The sequence below is a fragment of the uncultured Tateyamaria sp. genome (assembly GCF_947503045.1).
Lineage (GTDB): Bacteria > Pseudomonadota > Alphaproteobacteria > Rhodobacterales > Rhodobacteraceae > Tateyamaria.
In genome coordinates, this window is sequence record NZ_CANNCF010000005.1 from 87,429 (window position 1) to 106,098 (window position 18,670).

An 18,670-nucleotide genomic window follows, 5' to 3' on the forward strand; every position below is an offset into this window, starting at 1 on the left:
GCTCGGTCAGCATTAAATGCTGGAATTCAAAATGCACCTATCGTCAACTGTCTCAGTCAGCCCGTAAGGTGCCAACACTGGAGAACAAAGGAGCAAAAAAATGAATATGGTCAGATGCTGCGCACTTTTCCTGTTTTGTGCATCTCCACTGTTTGGGCAAACGTTGTTGGCACCAAATTCGCCTGAGATGTTTCTGAAGACCTTCTCCGTTATTGCTGGTTTTGCGCTGCCGCCGTGGAGTTCGCGCGAGTCCTTGACTCCGGGAAGTTCATTCACAGACAGCGAGGTATTTCAGGACCAGCGATATATCGGCGACGACCATGAAATGGGCATTTGGGAGATGATCCCGAAAGGCGAGACCTTCGATAACTGGACAAAGCTATATGCAGTCACGGCAGAGAATGCGTTGACCGGCAATTTAGACACCTACGTTCAGGGCCAAATCAATTACTACACAGACATTTGCCAGACAACGGTCGTCCGGTTTCCCAAGAAAGAGCCCGACATAGGTGCGCAGTTTGCCATCTACTGCGACAGTTACAAATCAGACCCGGATACGGGAGAGGTTGGGTTTTTCAATATGCAGTTGAAGGACGAAACCCTCGTAAAGAATTTCTATCACATTCGAATGCCAAGTTTCGATCTTAGCGATCCCAAAAAGCTTCCTCTTAACGCCACGGAAGCTTGGACGGCTGCGGCACATGTCGCTGTGCTGGAACTGTATCCCCGATCCGATTGAATAACCTAGGCTCCAGCCTGGGCAAAACGGCCAATTCCCTTGAAGGGGTGTCGGCTCCGGGCTTATAGCCGTACTTGGATCCGGGGCCGCATCATTTTTTTGCAAAAGCCCCGGACCCGCCGCGCGGCCTAGAGCAACCCTTGGTCTCAATAGTTGTTGTAGTAGCGCACTTCTGTAAATCGGACATCTGTCATCCTCACCGCATCCTGCGGATTGACCAACCACAACGCGGAAAAAAACAGTATGCGTGACGATTGCCTCACCCGCCGCTGTCCAAAACCTGGCATCAAGACATCAATCACTGGCCAAGACGCTTCGCAAGACTGGACCTATGCGGAATGAAAAACCGTCGCTAAGCTCCTGAGCAGGGAGAGGCGATGGAAGCAACAGTTCTGACTTTCGAAATGATGGTGGTCCTCGGGCTTCTGGGTTTGACGGTGTTTCTGTTCGTCTCCGAGATCATTCGCATCGACCTGGCGGCTATCCTCGTCATGGTGATCCTGGGTGCCCTCAGCACTTTGCCCGGGCTGGAAAACCTCGCTGATCGGTCAGAGCTGTTTTCAGGTTTCTCGTCAAACGCGGTCATTTCAATCATAGCCGTCATGATCATCGGGGCCGGGCTGGACAAGACGGGCCTGATGTCGAAAGTCGCCGCGCTGATTTTGAAGCGCGGAGGGACGAGCGAAACACGCATTATTCCGATCGTTTCGGGCACCGTGGGTGTCATCAGTTCCTTCATGCAGAACGTGGGGGCAGCCGCCCTGTTCCTGCCTGTCATCAGTCGAATTTCCGCCAGAACGGAAATTCCAATGAGCCGTCTGGCCATGCCGATGGGGTTTTGCGCCATCCTCGGGGGGACCATTACGATGGTCGGGTCCTCTCCGTTGATCTTGCTGAATGACCTGTTGATTTCGGCGAACCGGACATTGCCGGACGATCAACAGATGGTGCCCTTTGGTCTGTTTTCGGTCACACCGATTGGCGTGATGCTGGTCCTCACCGGCGTTCTCTACTTTGTGCTCCTGGGGCGTTGGATCTTGCCCGGACAGCGGGGGCGCGGTGAGGACGCAGGCGCGGCACGCTCAATGCAGACCTATGTGGAAAACACCTATGGGCTGCGCGCCGATATGTTCGAGGTCCGCGTTCCCGAAGGGTCGATCCTGATTGGTCAAACGCTGGCCGATATCATGGTCGCGCACCATATCTACATCCTAGGCACCTCATATCGAGGTCACAAGGTCATAGCACCAATGGCGGATACCACGATCGAGGCGCCCGCGCGCCTGGCCGTTCTCGGCCTGCGGCGGGTGCTGCAGGACGAATTTGCCGAACCCTACAGTCTGGAGATTTTGCCCGGCCTCGATGTGTTCGCCGATGACTTTGCCGCGACCGAGTCGGGTGTCGCCGAAGTCGTGGTTCCGCCGGGGTCGTCTGTCATCGGTCAATCGCCCATCGAACTCCGCCTGCGTCAAACACACGGTCTGTCCATTCTGGCGATACATCGTGGCGAAGAAACTCTGAGCCATGTTGAAACCGAAGATCATGTCGCCACCCATATCGGCGAAGTGCTTCTGCAAGCCGGCGACACGCTGGTTGTCCACGTCCAATGGGAACGGCTCACGCGTCTCAAATCTGACCAGAACTTCGTTGTTGTAACGTCGGATTTCCCGCAAGAAGAGCTGCGACCACACAAAGTGAACTGGGCGCTCGGCTTCTTCTTTATGACGCTCGGCCTGATCCTGTTTACGGATTTGCTGTTGTCACTTGCCCTGCTGCTGGGTGCGGTCGGGATGATCCTGTCACGGGTTCTATCGGTCGACGAAGCCTATGGCGCGGTAAGCTGGAGCACTGTGTTTCTTTTGGCGTCCCTGATCCCCTTGGGGACTGCGGTCCAAAACACGGGAACGGCCGCATGGATTGCAGAACAAATTCTTGCACTGCTTGATGGCTGGCCACTTTGGTCGCTGCAGGCTGGGCTCGCCATTCTGGCAACGATCTTCACGCTGGTGATGTCAAATGTCGGCGCTACCGTATTGCTTGTGCCGTTGGCGATCTCAATCGCGATCTCGTCGGGAGGCGATCCAGCCGTCTTTGCTTTGACGGTTGCGATCTCGACCTCGAATTCGTTTCTGATCCCGACACATCAGGTCAATGCGCTGATCATGGGCCCCGCAGGCTACCGGGTCGTGGATTTTCTTGGCTCCGGCAGCATAATGACCATCCTGTTCCTGATCGTGTCCATGACTGGGCTCACACTCTTTCTCTGACGCGGTTGCAAGATGTTGCTTCGGACGTGGCTTGCCAATTTTCTTGTGCAGCGCGGTGGTCTTAAAGCGGATGCTCAGAATGGGGACGGGCTAAAGCTGTCCCAACCAGTCGGACACTTCTTGCTGAACAGTGAAATGCGCGAAGCACAGCAATCGATCTTGTGACGCAAGTTTGGTGGCCGTGCTTACGTCCAGCCCATTGACCCGCAGGGTTTTCAGCTCTGGGAAAGCCGTCCGGATCGTGTCCAAGGGCAATATGGCGGCGCCGGAATACTTATACTCGACGAGTTGATCGCCATTGGGGAACTCGGCAAGAACGGTGCGGCTGTCGGCGCTTGCCCATCCCAAGTGCAGTAGTCCTTTTTCAACAAAACCGCACATGGTGACATCCAGCCGTTCACTGAGGGCCAGAAAACAGGCAGCCAAGACCGCCAGCACCATATAGATGATTGTCGCCAAACCAGAGTCGTCCTTGGCACTCAGGAGACCCAGAATGATCGTGGACAGAACTGTCATGACGCCCAGATTGCCGATCACCATCAGTGATGACAGAATTTTGCGCCGCGCAGCGTGGCGCATGACTTCTTCGGCTTCCGAAGTGGTAAAGCCGGTGCCTGAGAATGCCGACAAGGCCTGAAAACGCGCGGCGGCTTGGGACATGCCGGTCAGGCGCAACGCCGTACTGCCGATGCGAACGACAATCATCGACAGCGCCAGCAGGCAAAGCAATGTCAGCGCGGCAATCATGACACTTTCAGTGCTGTGCGCCCGATGTCGAAGGCGCGCTGCAAAAACTGCTGGGTTCCGGTGCAAATATCCGGTTGCGCAAGCAACTCATCACCTGTTGCCACAGCCCCGGCAAAGCCATTTCTGTGCCAGTGGCCCGGTTCGATCGCACCGCTCAACGCGCCGCTTTTGTGTTGTGGCCACGGGTACATGTAGAAATAGGGCTGATCGTAGCTTTGGTCGCCCGGCGAAAGCCCCACGCCGATGCCGCGCGCGGTTTCGGCATCACCTTCTTCGAGCGCCACGTATGTTGCGATGTCGAAATGATGCGGCCAGCATCGGATCTGGCTCGGACCCGGTCTCACGTCGGCCAGCCCGCGCGCCAAAGGCGTGATTGTTCTCACGGCGAGGCTGTACCAACCCATCAATGCATCGAGACGCAAGCCGGACATACTGGGGAACACGTCAATCTGCGCCACGTCTTCGGGCAGCGCGTAGGGGATCTTTGCGACCGAGGCGGGCAGCATGCCTTCGTCCTCAAGCTGTTCGTCGAGCCAGGCCATTGCCTCGGCACAGCTGCGTCCCGGCAGGTCAAGCTGGCGCGACGGCCCATCCGAGCAGACAAAGACCAGGATCATCGATGCGGGCGACAGACCCACCTGACAGTGACCTTGGCCGACGGGCATCGGGTGAGTGAGAAACGCCTGTTTCTCTGGTGACCATTCCAGATTGGAATGGCTGTCATCCGGTGCCGCCCGGAGGTTGGCCCGTGCCGCGGCTGTCAGGAATTGCACGGCCCTGTGGGCCACCGCGCGGGACGGCGCCAGTGCCTTGGGCGTGCCGAGGCTGCGTTTCAGATCGGACATGTCCATTTCCTTTCTCAGACCAGCGCGGCATCAGTCATGAATTCGCCTCGCGCCGCACCTTTGACATCGTTGGCTGCGGCGGTGGCGGGCGCGATATCCTCGTACTTTGTGACCTTCTTTCCATGGCCGCCGCACAGACCGGCAAGGGATGGGTTCACGAGTTTGGTTTCCCAGACCGGCCATTCGCCGGCACTTGCCATCGAAATGAACAAGGCAGATTGATATCCTGCGGGCGGTGGCGGTATTTTCGCGCCCTCGGGCAAATCATCGACACGACCGACCGCAATCCAGTCGAGTTCCGCAGAGCTCATCTGAAGTCCCCTTTACTGAATGCCACTGAACGCCACGCCAGACAGCGCGGCCACCTCGCACTTCCAAGTCGTCAGATCGTCGGCATTGAGTCTTGGCAGGTGATCGTGCCCAAAGGCGCCCGTCAGTGCAGGGATAGTCGGTTTGCGGTTCGGCAGGTTCTCCGATCTGGCAATGAGCACCTTTTTCATGAGCTTCTCCCTACGTGACTGGTTTGTTTCGTGCGTGTGAACTGGACGCGTCCGTGAGTGGTTATGGCTACTCGTCCTGCCCTTGTGTTTCCGGGCAGTCGCCCTTTGCCGCAATCCTCCGGCCATACCAGCGGGCCGCCGGGGCCGCGCTCACTCCGTGTAACAGCGCGCTGATCCAGACCGCGTTGATCGCCAGATACAAAATCTGGTCTCCGGCCCGATGCGGCAGAGTTTCAAGCACCAGCAGCGCAAAGAGCGCGGTGGCGAGACCCCGCGGCCCGAACCAGCCAAAGAAAAGCCGCGTCGTCCCGGATGCGTCAGTGCCCATGAGCGACAGCCAGATGGCCAGCGGGCGCACCACGAAAAGACTGACGAGGATCAGTGCCAGCATCGGCCAGGTCAGATGCGCGATGGCCTCGGGGACGAGGCCCGCGCCAATCAGCAGAAATGCCGCCCAGGCCAGAATTTGGCCGTCGCCCTCGGTGAATTCATAGACGAACTTGCACTGTCCTTTGACCACGCTGCCGAAACACAGCCCGGCTACAAAGGCCGAAATGAACCCGTTGCCGCCGATCAGGTCAGACAGAAAATAGGCACCGGCTGCCATCGCAATGGCTGCGATGCCCTCGTAGGCTTCGGACGTCGATGATAGGGTCTTGGCCCGCAACAACGCCCAGCCCCCAAGCAACCCGACAGCAATGCCCGCCACGGGCCCAAGCACCAGTTGCTTGGCACCGAAGATCAACCAGCCGGTCGAGCTTTGAGACATGTCGTGGCTGACCAGGGCTGCAAAAAGCAGGATCGCGGGAAGTGCCAGACCGTCATTCAGACCGCTTTCGACAATCAGAGCGCGGCGCGGGCGCAAAGGTACATCCGGGTTTGTCACAACCGGCTGGCCGAGGGCAGCATCCGTCGGCGACAAAATGGCGGCGGCGAGTGCTGCGGTCAAAAGTGGCCAGTCCGGCATCAGTGACCAGGCTGAAAAAGTGCCAAACAGAATTGCCAGCGGCAGCCCAACCAACAGCATCCGTTGCGGCCAGACATGCCGGCGCTTCAACGTGCGCAGATCAATCTGCGCGGCGTCGAGAAACAGCAGCACGATCAAGGCCACTTCGGCGACCAGATGCAGAACGTCGTGGATTTCTCCGGCTGGCAGCAACCCTGTTTCAGACAACACAACGCCCATGGCGAGAAACAGGATCGGAGCTGTTATCACTGTACGCGACAGGCGCACGGCCATCAGGCAATAGGCCGCGGCTACAAAACTGATGATGACCAAACCGATCAAGCTCTGCCCCCTCTGACGCGGATGCGCGCCTTGTTGTTAACCTACTGTTACGACTTCAGATGCATCCACAGCGCCCCGCGTTACAGTTTCGTTGAATTTAAACCGCTGCGGGTAACCGAAACGCCATTTCCGGGTCGCATCGCAGCGAACGGCGCTCAGAATTGCCCGGCAAGCAGCACCTTGGTGTCACGCCGCCGCGGGCCGGGAGCAAAACTGCAAACCCTATCTCGGCGGTTTGTCATCCTTGGTCGCCAGAATCGCTTCGATCAGGTCTTGGGGCACGGTTTCCTCAAGCGCGTCATAATCTTTTTGTAGGGCTTTGGTCGCCGCCAGCGTCCGCCGGTAGGCGGCCAGATACAAGCGGCAGGATTTGCACACTTTCAGATGCAGTTCGAACAGGCGTTTCTTGGCGGGCGGCAATTCGTCCTCGAGATAGACCAGGATGAAATCCTCGAACTCGTTGCAAGTGATCATCCCCGGGAACTTGAACAGAACCCCGTGCATGCGCCGTGTCATCGTTCGCCCGGACTTACTCATAGCGCACCTCCCCGCATCATGGGCTCCAGCAGTTTCTTCAAAGCAGCTCTTGCACGGTGCAGCCGGACCTTGACGTTCGCCTCGCTCATTTCCAGAGCTTCCGCAACGTCACTTGTCGGCATCTCTTCGATGTCACGAAGCACAAGAACGATACGATAGGGCTCTGGCAATTCGTCGATTTTTTCTTTCATGATCTCGCGCACCTGCCGCGATTGCAGCTGATCTTCGGATGTTTCCGAAACGGTAAACGGATCGTCGACGCGGCACCCATTGGCATCAAATTCGGGCAGCAGCGGGTCGATCGGGTGTACGTTTTCACGCTTTTGCTTGCGCAGCATCATCAGCGCCTCGTTCACAACAATCCGGTGCATCCACGTGCTAAGGCGTGATTTGCCCTCAAAACCCTCCAGCTTCCGGTGAATTTTCGCAAATGCCAGTTGCACGGCGTCTTCGGCCATCGACGGGTCTCTCAGAATACGCCGGGCGACCGCAAGCATCCATGCAATATTGCCCCGGACAATGTCCTCAAACTCGCCGTCCGGCGCCACAAAAGAGGTGCCATGTAAATCGCGTCTCTGGTCCTTGTCTGGCGATTTGCCGTCCATTTGACCTGTTGTCCCGGAAGAAACCATTCAGATCAGACTAGGAGAAACGGCCCGGCGGCACAACGTCACCGCCGCTGGTGGCCCATTCCACCTGATCCCGGTGCAATTGCCTACGGAGTGCCGACGAGCGTCATTTTGATGGGCTGGCGCCATCGTAGTTGGCGATCATTGGCTGTACATTTGAATGTCGCAACACGTGCTCGGAGCCGACCTTGGCGACAGCATGGCATCGACGAGTCCTTCTGGCTCGCCAGCCAAAGTTGATGGTTCGATCCGTGCATCCAGCATGCGGTCACGATGCTTCGGTGCGGGCCGTTTCCTGCGGTACCAAGATCCCTGGGTGTGCGCATTCGCAGAAGCGGGACCGAAGCAGCATTTCCCACTGGGAAAACCGATCTCTGCTATCGCCATTCCAGATAGGAAAAGACACTTCGCACCAAAGGATCGTCATCCTTGACTAAACCTGGAAAGCACGTCTCTTGCGGTTGAAATGACTTCGCTCACGATGGTCGATGGATGTACGCCGGGCTTTAGTCCTGCGACGTATTCGTAGGTGAGTTGCGGACGGAAAGGGCGTGTGACGACGCCGTTTTGTTCCCAGATTGCTGCGCTGAACGGTTCCATAAGAGCGATGCCCAATCCCCGCCGCACCATGGCGTAGGCCGAGGCGGAACTATGGCAGTAAAGGTTCTGGGTGACGTTGACCTTTGCGTCCTCAAAGAGCCGTTCGTGCTTTAGGAACAATCGCTTGTCCTCCTCCAAAAGCGAAATCATGGTTTCGCCTTCTAGATCGGAGACGTGGATTTCGTCCTTGCCGACCAGTCTGTGGTCTGACGGAAGTGCACAAATGAAATCCACTTCTGCCAGAGGAACCTGCTTCATCGTGCTTTCGAAACCGATGCGGTTACCCAGAATGACATCGAATTCGGTTTCGCAATGGGCCTCGAAATAGCTGTTCTTGTCGACGGTCAACACCTGGACACGCAAATCGGGAAACTTCTGCAGCATCCGCGCCATCACGTCGGGCACGATGGTCATCGAAAATGCGAAAGAGGCGGTGATACGAATTTCGCGGGCGGAGTCATCGCGCAAATCCTGCGCGACAGAGCCAAGCGAAGTGAACGCGCTGAAGACTTCCTCGACCCGGCGATAGAATTGCAAACCTTCGTGGGTCAGGTGCGCGCGCCCTTTCTCTCGGCGAAAAAGCTGCACCTGCAATGTGCGTTCCAGTTCGATCAGGTGGCGGCTGATGGTGGGTTGGCTGGTCCGCAACGCTTCGGCAGCGGCGGACATTGTGCCTTCGATGACGGTCGCGCGAAATGCTTCAAGCTGGCGGATTTTCATGATCTAAATATACGCTTTTTGTATGTAACTATGCAGAACTATACATTGCTTGCGCAATGGGTCGAGACGTAACCTGTCTCGGGTGAGCGTGGGGCGTTGCAACAAATGAATAAATCACGACATGTTGGCCGAATTCGAGGCGCCGCGCGGGCGCCAGACTACAGGCTTTTGCGCAATATGATGCCCTTGCCGCACAAATCGGCAACTGTTGATTGATGCAGTCCCTGCACAGTGCCTTGCAACGTATATCACTCTGGCTGGCATGGCTGGCCGGGGCGATCATCATATTTGGTTGTGCGATACCTATTTGTCTGGATGTGGCAAGCCGGGCAATCACCGGGTCAACACTTGTCGAAAGTTTTGAGGTTTCGGGCTACGCTCTGGCGGCCTGTATCGGACTGGGAATGGGCTATACCGTCACCACCAAAGCGAATATCCGGGTCGATATCCTGACAGCGAAACTACCGCAGCCACTGCGCAGAACAGTGGACCTGATCGCCTCGGTGTCACTGGCGGTGACGGCATTGGCACTCGCGTATTTCACGTTCGACGTCCTGTCGGACAGCTGGAAACTTAACGCGCGATCCGAGTCGACACTGCAAGTCCCACTGGTCATTCCGCAAAGCATCTGGTGGATGGGCCTCGTCTGGTTTGCGACCGTTGCTGTGCTGACGCCCCTCTATGCTGTGGTGCGGATATGGGCTGGCGATGCGCCGGCTTTTGATGCCGCATTGTCAAATGCCAGCCTGACGGACGAGTTGGAACAGATTGGTATGCCGACACCGGGTGACCCGCCGTGATCAAGGCATCCCTCATCCTGTTGCTTGTCGGGCTTGCCCTAAGCCTGCCCGTTGCGGCCGTTCTGGCGATTACGGGCTACATTCTGTCCGAGAACTTTGCGTTCATTCCAATGACCGCCGCCGCTGGCACAGTCATGTGGAGCCATTCCAACGATTTCATCCTGATCGCCGCCCCGATGTTTATCATGATGGGCGAGTTGATGCACCGGTCCGGTGTATCCGAGCGCCTGTTTTCCGCCTTGTCCCCTTGGTTTGCCAAGGTGCCCGGTCAGCTTATCCACACCAACATCGCTTCAAGCGCGGTATTTGCCGCGACCTCCGGATCTTCGCTAGCAACGGCGGCGACGATTGGCACAGTGGCTGTGCCGAATATGGACAAGGGTGGTTACAACCGCCCCCTCTTTTTGGGGTCGATTGCCGCAGGTGGCACGCTGGGCATTCTGATCCCGCCGTCGATCAACATGATCATCTATTCGGTGTTGTCGCATACATCGGTTGTCGATCTCTATGCCGCTGGCTTCATTCCGGGCTTTCTGTTGGCGCTGCTGTTTTCGGGCATTGTGCTGATATCGGTGCTGCTGGTGCCGTCACTGGTGCGCGGTGATCGGACCGAAGGATCACTGTGGGCAGCGCGCATTTCAGGCTTACCCCATCTGTTGCCGCCCTTGGGGCTGTTTCTTGTGGTTGTGGGGTCGATCTATGCAGGTCTGGCCACCCCGACCGAGGCTGCCGCTCTTGGATTGATGGCGACCTTTGGGCTCGTCGCGTTGAACGGGCAGTTGTCCTTGCCTGTTGTCCTGCGCGCCATCGAAGGAACCGTGCGCACAACTTGCATGATCATGCTGATTGTCTTGGCAGCCTTCTTTCTGAACCTCGTGATGGTGTCGATCGGGCTGGTCGAAGCGATCACCAGTTCGATCCTCAGCATTGGCTGGCCGCCGCTTGGCATGTTGCTGGCAATCATCGGATTTTACCTCGTGCTGGGGTGTTTCATGGAGACCATCTCGATGATGATCGCCACCACACCCATCGTTGTCCCGGTGATCGTGGGGCTTGGCTATGATCCTGTCTGGTGGGGGATCATCTTTGTGATCCTGATCGAAGCCGCCCTCATCACGCCACCGGTGGGACTGAACTTGTATATCGTCCAGGGTGTGCGAACCAGCGGATCCATCGGTGATCTTTTCAAAGGGGCACTGCCGTTCCTCATAGCCATGCTGTGCATGATCGGCCTTCTGATCCTGTTTCCCGGCTTGGCCCTGTGGCTGCCCGAATTTCTAAATCCAAACTAGGCCGGCTCTGTCGGTCATACCAATCAACAAGGAGGTCAACTAATGAAACGTAAATCAACCTGTGCCGCGCTCGTGGCGGCATCCATTTTGGCGGTGCCTGCCATGGCTGACACCGAATTGAACGTGGTCGGCTCGATCAGTGTGTTGTCCATGTACAAGGACATGGAACAGCCGTTCTGGAACGAAACCATTGTCGAGGCATCGGGCGGCAGCATCAAGGCCAACCTCAAGCCATTCAATGAGCTGGGTTTCAAAGGGGGCGAGCTGTTCAATCTCGTCTCGGATGGCACCGTGCAGATGGCCCATCAGGTTCTGGCCTACACGTCCGGCTCTGTTCCAATGAATGAAGCAACCGACCTTGTCGGCGTCGTCGAAGATGTCGAAGCGGTATACAATGCGGCAAAAGCGTTCCGGGCCTATCACACCGAACAGCTGGCCGAGACGCACAACATCAAGCTGTTGGGATATGGCACGTATCAAAGCCAGGTCATCTATTGCCGCGACGCCTTTTCGGGAATTGCGGATATGAAAGACCGCAAAGTGCGCGCTTCGGGGGCGTCCCAGCAGGTGTTCATCGAATACCTTGGTGGTTCACCAATTGGCATGGCCTTTGGGGAGGTTCCAACCGCCATGGCCAACGGCACGATCGACTGCGCCATTACCGGCGCGCTTTCGGGGTTCCTGGCCAAATGGCATGAACCTGCCAACTACATCTCGGCCTTGCCGATCAATCACGGAGTCATCGCGCATATCGCCAATATGGACTGGTGGAACAGTGTCGATCCTGTGGATCAGGCTGTTATCGAATCCGGACTGATGGAGCTTGAGGGCAAGATGTTTGCGCTGGCGACCACGGAAACCGCGGATGGTCTGTCATGCAACACCGGTGGTGCCTGTCCCTATGGTGACGCCGCAGACATGACGCTTGTTCCGATCTCGGATGCGGATATCGCGCTGCGAAACGAGGCTGCGAATATGGCCGTCCTTCCGGCCTACAAAGAGCGGTGCGGCGACGCCTGTGCTGCGGCCTGGAATGAAACGATAGGCGCGGCTTCTGGATTCGAGATCAAGTAATCTCAGTCTTGCAGGACGGGCGGGTTCGCTCGCTCGTCCACATCCGTGATCAGCATTGCGCCGGGCCTGTGCGACAAGAAGACCGGCAGCTGAGCCCTGATCGCAGCATTTTGCGGCGTCACGCCGCACGCCCAAAACACGCAGACCTCACCGTCGCGGATGTCAACGGCGTCGCCCCATTCGGGCGCGTTGATGTCAGTGATCCCGATTTCGCTTGGGTCCCCCACATGAACCGGTGCGCCATGGGCCAAGGGGAACTCGGCACATATGGATCGAACACGCTCGATGTCTTGGGGAAGGAGCGGGCGCATGGAGACAACCATTCCTCCACCGAATGGTCCTGCCGGTACAAGATCAAGGGATGTTCGATACATCGGGACGGTGCGGTTCTGATCGATGTGGCGCATGGCGATACCGGCCTTTGCGAGCGCATGCTCGAACGTAAACGAGCATCCCAGCGCGAACGTAACGAAATCATCCTGCCATATGTCCGAAATGTCCGTTGGTTGCTGTTGCAAGACACCGTTGTGATAGACGCAATAGCCCGGTGCATCGGTATCCACCCGCAAGTCGTGCCCCAAAGTGTGCAGAACCCGCTCACCGGTGTCACTGACACCAACCAGTGGGCAAGGTTTCGGATTTCGCTGGCAAAACCGCGCGAAATCGAGGGCGAATTCTTCGGCCATGATTGCCAGATTGACCTGCAACCGATCCGGCGCGAGCCCGGCCGTATGGCCGCTATAACTTCCGTTGCGAATGGCCGTGCGGATGTCGCTCGGATCAGCCGTTCGCAGCGCCTCATGGTCTAACATCATCAGTTTCGTCCAATTCGCTTTGCCCGGACTGCAGGAAGGCACGGGACCCGTCAATGTAGTACGCTTGAACCACGTCCTTAGCTACCCATTCCAGATAGAACACGTTTTTGGACCCGTCGCGAAACGCCCTGTATTTCGTCCAATAGGTCTCTCCGGCGATCCCCCAATGTCCGTCGTCTCCGCCTCCAGCCTCGAACAGAGCGCTGCATTCACCATTCGGATGATACATCACAGTCGCGACCCGTTTCAGGGTGGAGGGATCAAAGGCGTAGGTCGTCCGGTTCGACAGGAATGCCTCGATGTCCTTTGATCGCAGGCGAGGTTCATTGGCGGGCATCTTGAAACCTCTTCGTCAGTCATACTTTGATACTTCAACGGCCTTCGGCAGGATGCAAGCAAACCTATTGAACGCTGTGTTTTGCGGACACGTTGATGCCACTGCTTGAAGCAAACAGTGGTCGGCGGTTAGGACCCGTGACTTGTGGTAAATTCGCTAAAACCCAATCGCGGCTCCGTCCTTTCTGGGGTCAGAGCCCGCGATGTAGCCCTGTCCCGGTAGCTTTTGAATGATCTGGGCACCGCCAAAGCCGAACGCATTGTCGGGCTGTTCGAGGGAAATCTGGTGCCCTTTTGATTGCAAAAACGACCGTGTCGCTTCGGGCATGGCCGTCTCGCAAGCCACGCCAAGCCCGTCGGTCACCCGCCAACGCGGTGCATCGATGGCTGTTTGCGGGTCCTGACCAAAGACTTGAGTGCGCAGAACCATCTGGATATGTCCCTGAGCCTGCATCGGCCCGCCCATCACTCCAAAGCTCATCAAGGGCGCCTCGGGTCCCATCAAAAAGCCCGGGATAATGGTGTGGAATGGACGCTTGTCCGGTCCGACAAAATTCTGGTGCGCCGGGTCGAGCGAAAATCCTGCGCCACGGTTTTGCAATGCGATCCCCGTCCCCGGAACCACGACACCCGAACCGAAACCGGCGTAATTCGACTGAATGAAGGACACCATCATCCCGTCGGTATCCGCGGCTGTCAGATAGACCGTCCCGCCGTGTTTCGGAGCGCCCGCTGCAAAGTCAGTTGCCGCATTCTCATCAATCTCTTTCGCGCGTTCGCACAGGTACCAGTCATCCAGCAGATCAGCCATGGTGACGGATTTCATGTGGTCCGGATCAGAGACAAATTGCTCCGTATCGCGCAACGCGAGTTTCATGGCCTCGATCTGAAGATGCGCCGCCTGCGGGTCGTCAACGGCCATGTTTCGGATATCTGTCTGGGACAGGATCCCCAATGCCATCAGCACAGCGATACCCTGACCGTTTGGCGGGATTTCGTGGAGCGTTTTGTCATCAAAGCTGCGGGAGATCGTTCCACACCAGTCAACGCGATGATTGCCCAGGTCATCGACCGTCAATGCGGCGCCATGCCCCTTGGCATAGGCTTCGATCTCTTCCGCGATTTCGCCTTCGTAAAAAGAACGACCATGTGTTTCGGCGATGGCTTTCAAGGTTCTTGCATGTCCGGGGCTGCGAAAATAAGTGCCCGCGGACGGCGAACGCCCGTCCACCAGGAATGTCTCGGCAAAGCCAGGTTGGTCACGCAACTCGGTCGCGGCACGTTGCCAGAGACGTGCGATAATCGGCGATACCGGAAACCCGGATTCTGCATAGCGGATCGCGGGTTCAAAAAGTGTGCTGAAAGGCAATTTTCCAAATTTGTCTGCGCAGGCGACCCACGTTGAAACCGCACCCGGGACAGTGACAGACTCCCAACCCCGATACGGCATCTCGGTGAGGCCGCTGAACCGTTCTGGCCGCCATCCCGACGGCGACCGCCCGGAGCCATTGAGGCCGTGTAACCTCGATCCATCCCAGATGATTGCGAATGCATCCGATCCGATCCCGTTGCCGGTTGGTTCAACGACAGTCAACGCGATCGCAGTGGCAATTGCGGCGTCCACGGCGTTCCCACCCCGCGCCAGCATCGATATCCCAGCCTGCGCGGCAAGGGGCTGTGACGTCGCCACGATGTTATCGGCGATCACGGCAGAGCGGCGAGATGAATAGAGCGGGGTAGGGGGGATATGCATGCTGGCTCCGGCAAAGACTTCGCGAACCCGCCAACTCTAGGTTCAATGGAGGCATGTGACAATTTCATGCGGTGGCCAAAGCCGGCTGGAGCGACAGAAAGAGTGACAAAACCGATAATTGGAGCTGCCGCAGATGAATGTCTGCAGAGAGGGCTGCGCCATTTTCAGCTGCAAAAACTAACACATGTATAGATAGACAAAGTCATTGATACAAACCCGCGCTCGCATTATGTGAAGGCGGAAATGGCGTTATCGGTATGCCGCAGATGTAAAAGCGTAGCCAGCAATCGGGTTGGCAGAAAGGTGATCAGGATGACGCAATCAGCAGGTTCCGCGATCATTGCAGGCTTTGGACCGGGGTTGGGTGAAGAGACGGCGCTCAGACTGGTTGATGAGGGCTTGCGCGTCGGGATGATCGCGCGGTCTGTCGGCCCGCTTGAGAACGTGGCTGCAAAGCACGGGGCGGGATTGGTCCCGGTTCCGGCCGATGTGACCGATGCCGCAGCGGTTGAGTCCGCAGCGGTTGAGTCCGCAGTGGATCATGTGGAACGCACTCTTGGCCCAATCAAATGCGCTGTTTTCAATGCCGGGGCCTTTTTGAAAGGGTCGATCCTTGATTTCGCACCGAGTGAATTCGAACGCGCTTGGCGGGTTGGAACCTACGGCGGATTTGTATTCGGGCAGGCCATCGCAAAACGGATGGTAGCACGAGAGGAAGGCACGATCATCTTTTCGGGCGCGACGGCCTCCTTGCGTGGCAATGCCACCTCGTTCGGGTTTTCCGGGTCCAAATTCGGACTGCGATCCGTGGCGCAATGCATGGCGCGAGAGCTGGGGCCACGGGGCATTCACGTCGCCCATGTCGTCATTGACGGTGTCATCAAGGGCCACAAACACGCTGATCCCGGGGGAGATGCACATATGGACCCCAAAAACCTTGCCGAAATCTACGTGAACCTCCACAAACAGCCACGCTCGACCTGGACGCACGAGCTTGATGTGCGTCCGTGGTGTGAAAAGTTCTGAAGAAAGACGATCAAATGACAGACACAAAAACCCGCATTCTCGACCTCGCCGAGAATCTGACGCAGTCAAAGGGCTTTAACGGGTTCAGCTATCTGGACCTTGCGGCGGAGGTTGGCATCAAGACGTCGAGCATCCACTACCATTACAAATCCAAGGCTGATCTGGCCCTGGCTTTGGTCGAGCGTCACCGCGAGGCCCTCGAGGCTGCATTCAAGCGTCTTGACGACGACGTGGCGAACCCGGCGGACCGTCTTGAATCGATTGTGACGCATTTTAAAGGGTATATCGGCGAAGAGAAGATCTGCATGTGCGGCATGATGGCAGCGGAATTCGAAAGCATCAGCCCGGCTGTGCGCAAGGCCCTGGCGCTGTATTTTCGCGACTTTCAGAACTGGCTGGCCAAGCAGTTTTCGGCCCTTGGGCATCCAAACCCACCGGCAGTTGCGCTGCAATATGTGAGTGCGCTGGAAGGATCGCTACTGTTGGCGCGGTTGGAAGGGGACGCCTCTGTCGTGGATCGCTCACTTGACGGATTCGTGAACACATAGGCTAAGTCACCACTTGATATCTACTGGTATATAGATAGATTGTCGGCAGAGAGACTTCCATTTGGAGAGACCAATGCCCGACGGAACACAGACAGACCTGACAAAACTGACCGCAGCAGACGAAGCGCACAGCTTTGGCGAATATGCTGCAATCAAAGCCGCACTGGATATTTATCTGAAAGCGGCCAAACTGGGTGACGGCGCGTTGTCGCGCAGCGCCTTTTACGATCATGCTTATGTTGTCGGCTCGATCGCCGGCGAAACCTTCGAAATGGACGCCGATACATTTGGCGGTGCCGTGACCGAAGGTGGCGCGTCCGACAACATTCAGCACCATATCGCCTGGATCAACATCTCTGGTCCGGCGGCTGCTGCGCGCGTCGAAATCCTGGATTGGAGCGGTATGCGCTACACAGACTTCTTTGTGCTCTACAAGAAAGACGGCACATGGAAGATCAGCAGCAAGGTTTTTGACTCGCACGCCAAAAACTGAACGACGGCCTGCCGGGTCTTGTCCGGCAGGTTTCCTCCTCCCTCAACTCAATAGCCTTTCGTTTTTGATGTCTGCACCGTCGGTGCAGGCCACTCGAAACGTGCGGCCCAACATAAGGAAATCAAAAATGAGCCATCTGCCCGTACAAACCAAAGACACCGCCCCCGAAGCCAGCAAACCATTTCTGGAACAGGCCGAAAAAGCCTATGGGTTCATCCCGAACCTGACAGCCGTGTTCGCCGCATCGCCTGCGATGATCGAAGCCTATGGCGTCCTGTCCAGCCACTTTGAAAAGACCGATCTGACCCCGACCGAACGCCAGATCGTCATGATGACCAACAGCCGTCTGAACGGGTGTACCTACTGCATGTCCGCACACTCGACCATTTCGCAGATGCAAAAGGTTGACGCCGATGTCGTTGCCGCCCTGCGCAATGGCACAGAGATCGCTGACCCCAAACTGCAAGCGCTGCATGTGTTCACGGCACAGCTGAACGAAGCACGCGGCTATGTCACACAAGCCCAGGTCGATGCGTTCCTCGCCGCCGGTTACACCGAGGCGAACATTCTGGATGTGATCCTTGGCACAGGTCTGAAGACGCTGTCCAACTACACCAACCACATTTCGGAAACACCCATCGACGCGCCGTTCCAGCCGACCGCGTGGGACGTGCCAAAAGAGAAAGTTGCCGTCAACGCCTAAGCGGTGATGCCAGCAACCGGTGAGGAAACCGCAGAGTGGACACCACATGCGGTTTCCAAACCAAAAGAAAGGTGACCAGAACGCCTCCGCCTGGTCACCTTTTTTCTTGTCAAATCCTGATCGGGCCGTTGCGCGTTACAGGTGTTGGCCGCCATTGATCGGGATTTCAGCCCCGTTCACGTAAGACGATTTTGAACTGCACAGGAAGCTGACCACTTCGGCCACTTCCTGAGGGCTGCCGAGCCGTTTCATCGGCACATCCCGTTCGACCATTTCCTCGGTGCCGGGGGACAGGATCGATGTGGCGATCTCGCCCGGCGAAACAGCGTTCACCCGCACGTTCCGACCGGCAAGCTCGAAAGCGAGTTCGCGGGTCAACGCCGACAGCCCGGCCTTTGACACCGCATAGGCCGCACCGGCAAAGGGGTGGACCTGCGTTCCCGCGATCGAGCTGACATTCACGATTGACCCCTTGGCCTGTTCCAGCGGTTCAAGCAGTTCCTGACACAGCATCAGCGGTGCGATCAGGTTGATCATCTGCACCTGCTGAAACGTCTCCAGGCTGGTTTCTGTCGCTGTCAAGCGCCCGCCATCCTTGGTCTTAGGCGAGATGCCCGCATTGTTGACCAGTGCATTCAGGCCGCGCCCGCCCAGTTGCTGGCGCAGGGCCTGGGCGGCTGCGCAGATCGAGTCCTTGTCACCCAGATCCACCTCGATATGTTTCACGATGCCTTCTGCCCAAGGGCAGACTTGGGAAAACGGCGTGCGGGCGAGCGTAAAGACCTCCCACCCCGAAGTGTGGAATTCCTTGACGATCTCGTGGCCAATGCCACGGCTGGCCCCGGTGACGGCGACGCAGGGTTTTTGGTACGGGCTGTTGTCGGCGGCTTTGGTCATGGGGGTCCCTGTATGGGTTGCATCAGGTGTAAATATTGTTGAACAGGTGGATCCGGCATCG

Annotated in this window: 21 protein-coding genes; 9 read left to right on the plus strand and 12 right to left on the minus strand. The window is 57.2% G+C overall.

Annotation, left to right across the window (positions count from 1 at the left end; translation table 11 throughout):
* Positions 1-100: 100 nt before the first annotated feature.
* Together Q1A89_RS19115 and Q1A89_RS19120 are read left to right on the plus strand one after the other, a co-directional pair.
* Entirely contained in the window at positions 101-739 is a 639-nt protein-coding gene (locus tag Q1A89_RS19115; protein ID WP_299732243.1) for a hypothetical protein, read from the plus strand.
* Positions 740-1,116: 377 nt separating this feature from the next.
* Positions 1,117-3,006, plus strand: a complete 1,890-nt coding sequence (locus Q1A89_RS19120; RefSeq protein WP_299732246.1) for an SLC13 family permease — start codon at positions 1,117-1,119, stop codon at positions 3,004-3,006.
* A 90-nt stretch (positions 3,007-3,096) separates the two neighbouring features.
* Here the strand turns inward: Q1A89_RS19120 and Q1A89_RS19125 are convergent, their stop codons facing one another.
* The 8 genes from Q1A89_RS19125 to Q1A89_RS19160 form a co-directional block, all read right to left on the minus strand.
* Complete coding sequence (locus Q1A89_RS19125; protein WP_299732249.1) at positions 3,097-3,753, minus strand: hypothetical protein; 657 nt, start codon at positions 3,751-3,753, stop codon at positions 3,097-3,099.
* Positions 3,750-4,598: a hypothetical protein gene (locus tag Q1A89_RS19130; RefSeq protein ID WP_299732251.1), complete on the minus strand. Its 849-nt coding sequence runs from the start codon at positions 4,596-4,598 to the stop codon at positions 3,750-3,752. The genes Q1A89_RS19125 and Q1A89_RS19130 overlap by 4 nt, the downstream gene beginning before the upstream one ends.
* A 14-nt stretch (positions 4,599-4,612) precedes the next feature.
* A complete protein-coding gene (locus tag Q1A89_RS19135; RefSeq protein ID WP_299732254.1) occupies positions 4,613-4,909 on the minus strand; it encodes a hypothetical protein in 297 nt (98 codons plus the stop codon).
* Positions 4,910-4,921: 12 nt separating this feature from the next.
* Positions 4,922-5,098: a hypothetical protein gene (locus Q1A89_RS19140; RefSeq protein ID WP_299732256.1), complete on the minus strand. Its 177-nt coding sequence runs from the start codon at positions 5,096-5,098 to the stop codon at positions 4,922-4,924.
* Between the two features lie 67 nt (positions 5,099-5,165).
* Positions 5,166-6,386 (minus strand): cation:proton antiporter, encoded by a 1,221-nt coding sequence (locus Q1A89_RS19145; protein WP_299732258.1) that lies wholly within the window; start codon positions 6,384-6,386, stop codon positions 5,166-5,168.
* A gap of 222 nt (positions 6,387-6,608) precedes the next feature.
* Positions 6,609-6,923 carry a zf-HC2 domain-containing protein gene (locus Q1A89_RS19150; RefSeq protein WP_299732261.1) on the minus strand — a complete coding sequence of 105 codons (315 nt, stop codon included), beginning with the start codon at positions 6,921-6,923 and terminating at the stop codon, positions 6,609-6,611.
* A complete protein-coding gene (locus Q1A89_RS19155; protein WP_299732264.1) occupies positions 6,920-7,528 on the minus strand; it encodes a sigma-70 family RNA polymerase sigma factor in 609 nt (202 codons plus the stop codon). Before Q1A89_RS19155 ends, Q1A89_RS19150 begins: the two co-directional genes overlap by 4 nt.
* 447 nt (positions 7,529-7,975) lie before the next feature.
* Positions 7,976-8,872, minus strand: coding sequence for a LysR substrate-binding domain-containing protein (locus Q1A89_RS19160; RefSeq protein WP_299732267.1), 897 nt, complete (start codon positions 8,870-8,872; stop codon positions 7,976-7,978).
* Between the two features lie 215 nt (positions 8,873-9,087).
* On the opposite strand from Q1A89_RS19160, the gene Q1A89_RS19165 reads away from it, so the two are divergent.
* Genes Q1A89_RS19165 through Q1A89_RS19175 form a run of 3 tightly spaced genes read left to right on the plus strand, consistent with a single transcriptional unit; the run spans position 9,088 to position 12,038 of the window.
* The gene (locus tag Q1A89_RS19165) at positions 9,088-9,672 is read left to right on the plus strand and encodes a TRAP transporter small permease (RefSeq protein ID WP_299732270.1); all 585 of its coding nucleotides are present in this window, start codon (positions 9,088-9,090) and stop codon (positions 9,670-9,672) included.
* Positions 9,669-10,964, plus strand: coding sequence for a TRAP transporter large permease (locus tag Q1A89_RS19170; RefSeq protein ID WP_299732273.1), 1,296 nt, complete (start codon positions 9,669-9,671; stop codon positions 10,962-10,964). The genes Q1A89_RS19165 and Q1A89_RS19170 overlap by 4 nt, the downstream gene beginning before the upstream one ends.
* A 42-nt stretch (positions 10,965-11,006) precedes the next feature.
* Positions 11,007-12,038 (plus strand): TRAP transporter substrate-binding protein, encoded by a 1,032-nt coding sequence (locus tag Q1A89_RS19175; protein ID WP_299732276.1) that lies wholly within the window; start codon positions 11,007-11,009, stop codon positions 12,036-12,038.
* A 2-nt stretch (positions 12,039-12,040) separates the two neighbouring features.
* On the opposite strand, the gene Q1A89_RS19180 is transcribed toward Q1A89_RS19175, so the two are convergent.
* The 3 genes from Q1A89_RS19180 to Q1A89_RS19190 form a co-directional block, all read right to left on the minus strand.
* A complete protein-coding gene (locus Q1A89_RS19180) occupies positions 12,041-12,853 on the minus strand; it encodes a putative hydro-lyase (RefSeq protein ID WP_299732279.1) in 813 nt (270 codons plus the stop codon).
* Positions 12,837-13,190, minus strand: coding sequence for a hypothetical protein (locus Q1A89_RS19185; RefSeq protein ID WP_299732281.1), 354 nt, complete (start codon positions 13,188-13,190; stop codon positions 12,837-12,839). Before Q1A89_RS19185 ends, Q1A89_RS19180 begins: the two co-directional genes overlap by 17 nt.
* A 156-nt stretch (positions 13,191-13,346) precedes the next feature.
* A complete protein-coding gene (locus Q1A89_RS19190; protein ID WP_299732283.1) occupies positions 13,347-14,942 on the minus strand; it encodes a gamma-glutamyltransferase family protein in 1,596 nt (531 codons plus the stop codon).
* Between the two features lie 312 nt (positions 14,943-15,254).
* Between Q1A89_RS19190 and Q1A89_RS19195 the strand changes: the two genes are divergently transcribed.
* From Q1A89_RS19195 to Q1A89_RS19210, 4 genes are all read left to right on the plus strand, one after another.
* The gene (locus tag Q1A89_RS19195; RefSeq protein WP_299732285.1) at positions 15,255-15,968 is read left to right on the plus strand and encodes an SDR family NAD(P)-dependent oxidoreductase; all 714 of its coding nucleotides are present in this window, start codon (positions 15,255-15,257) and stop codon (positions 15,966-15,968) included.
* 14 nt (positions 15,969-15,982) lie between these two features.
* Positions 15,983-16,516 carry a TetR/AcrR family transcriptional regulator gene (locus tag Q1A89_RS19200; RefSeq protein ID WP_299732287.1) on the plus strand — a complete coding sequence of 178 codons (534 nt, stop codon included), beginning with the start codon at positions 15,983-15,985 and terminating at the stop codon, positions 16,514-16,516.
* 73 nt (positions 16,517-16,589) lie between these two features.
* The gene (locus Q1A89_RS19205) at positions 16,590-17,009 is read left to right on the plus strand and encodes a nuclear transport factor 2 family protein (protein ID WP_299732290.1); all 420 of its coding nucleotides are present in this window, start codon (positions 16,590-16,592) and stop codon (positions 17,007-17,009) included.
* Positions 17,010-17,136: 127 nt separating this feature from the next.
* Positions 17,137-17,712: a carboxymuconolactone decarboxylase family protein gene (locus Q1A89_RS19210; RefSeq protein WP_299732293.1), complete on the plus strand. Its 576-nt coding sequence runs from the start codon at positions 17,137-17,139 to the stop codon at positions 17,710-17,712.
* Between the two features lie 135 nt (positions 17,713-17,847).
* Here the strand turns inward: Q1A89_RS19210 and Q1A89_RS19215 are convergent, their stop codons facing one another.
* Entirely contained in the window at positions 17,848-18,609 is a 762-nt protein-coding gene (locus Q1A89_RS19215; RefSeq protein ID WP_299732296.1) for an SDR family oxidoreductase, read from the minus strand.
* Positions 18,610-18,670 lie beyond the last annotated feature (61 nt).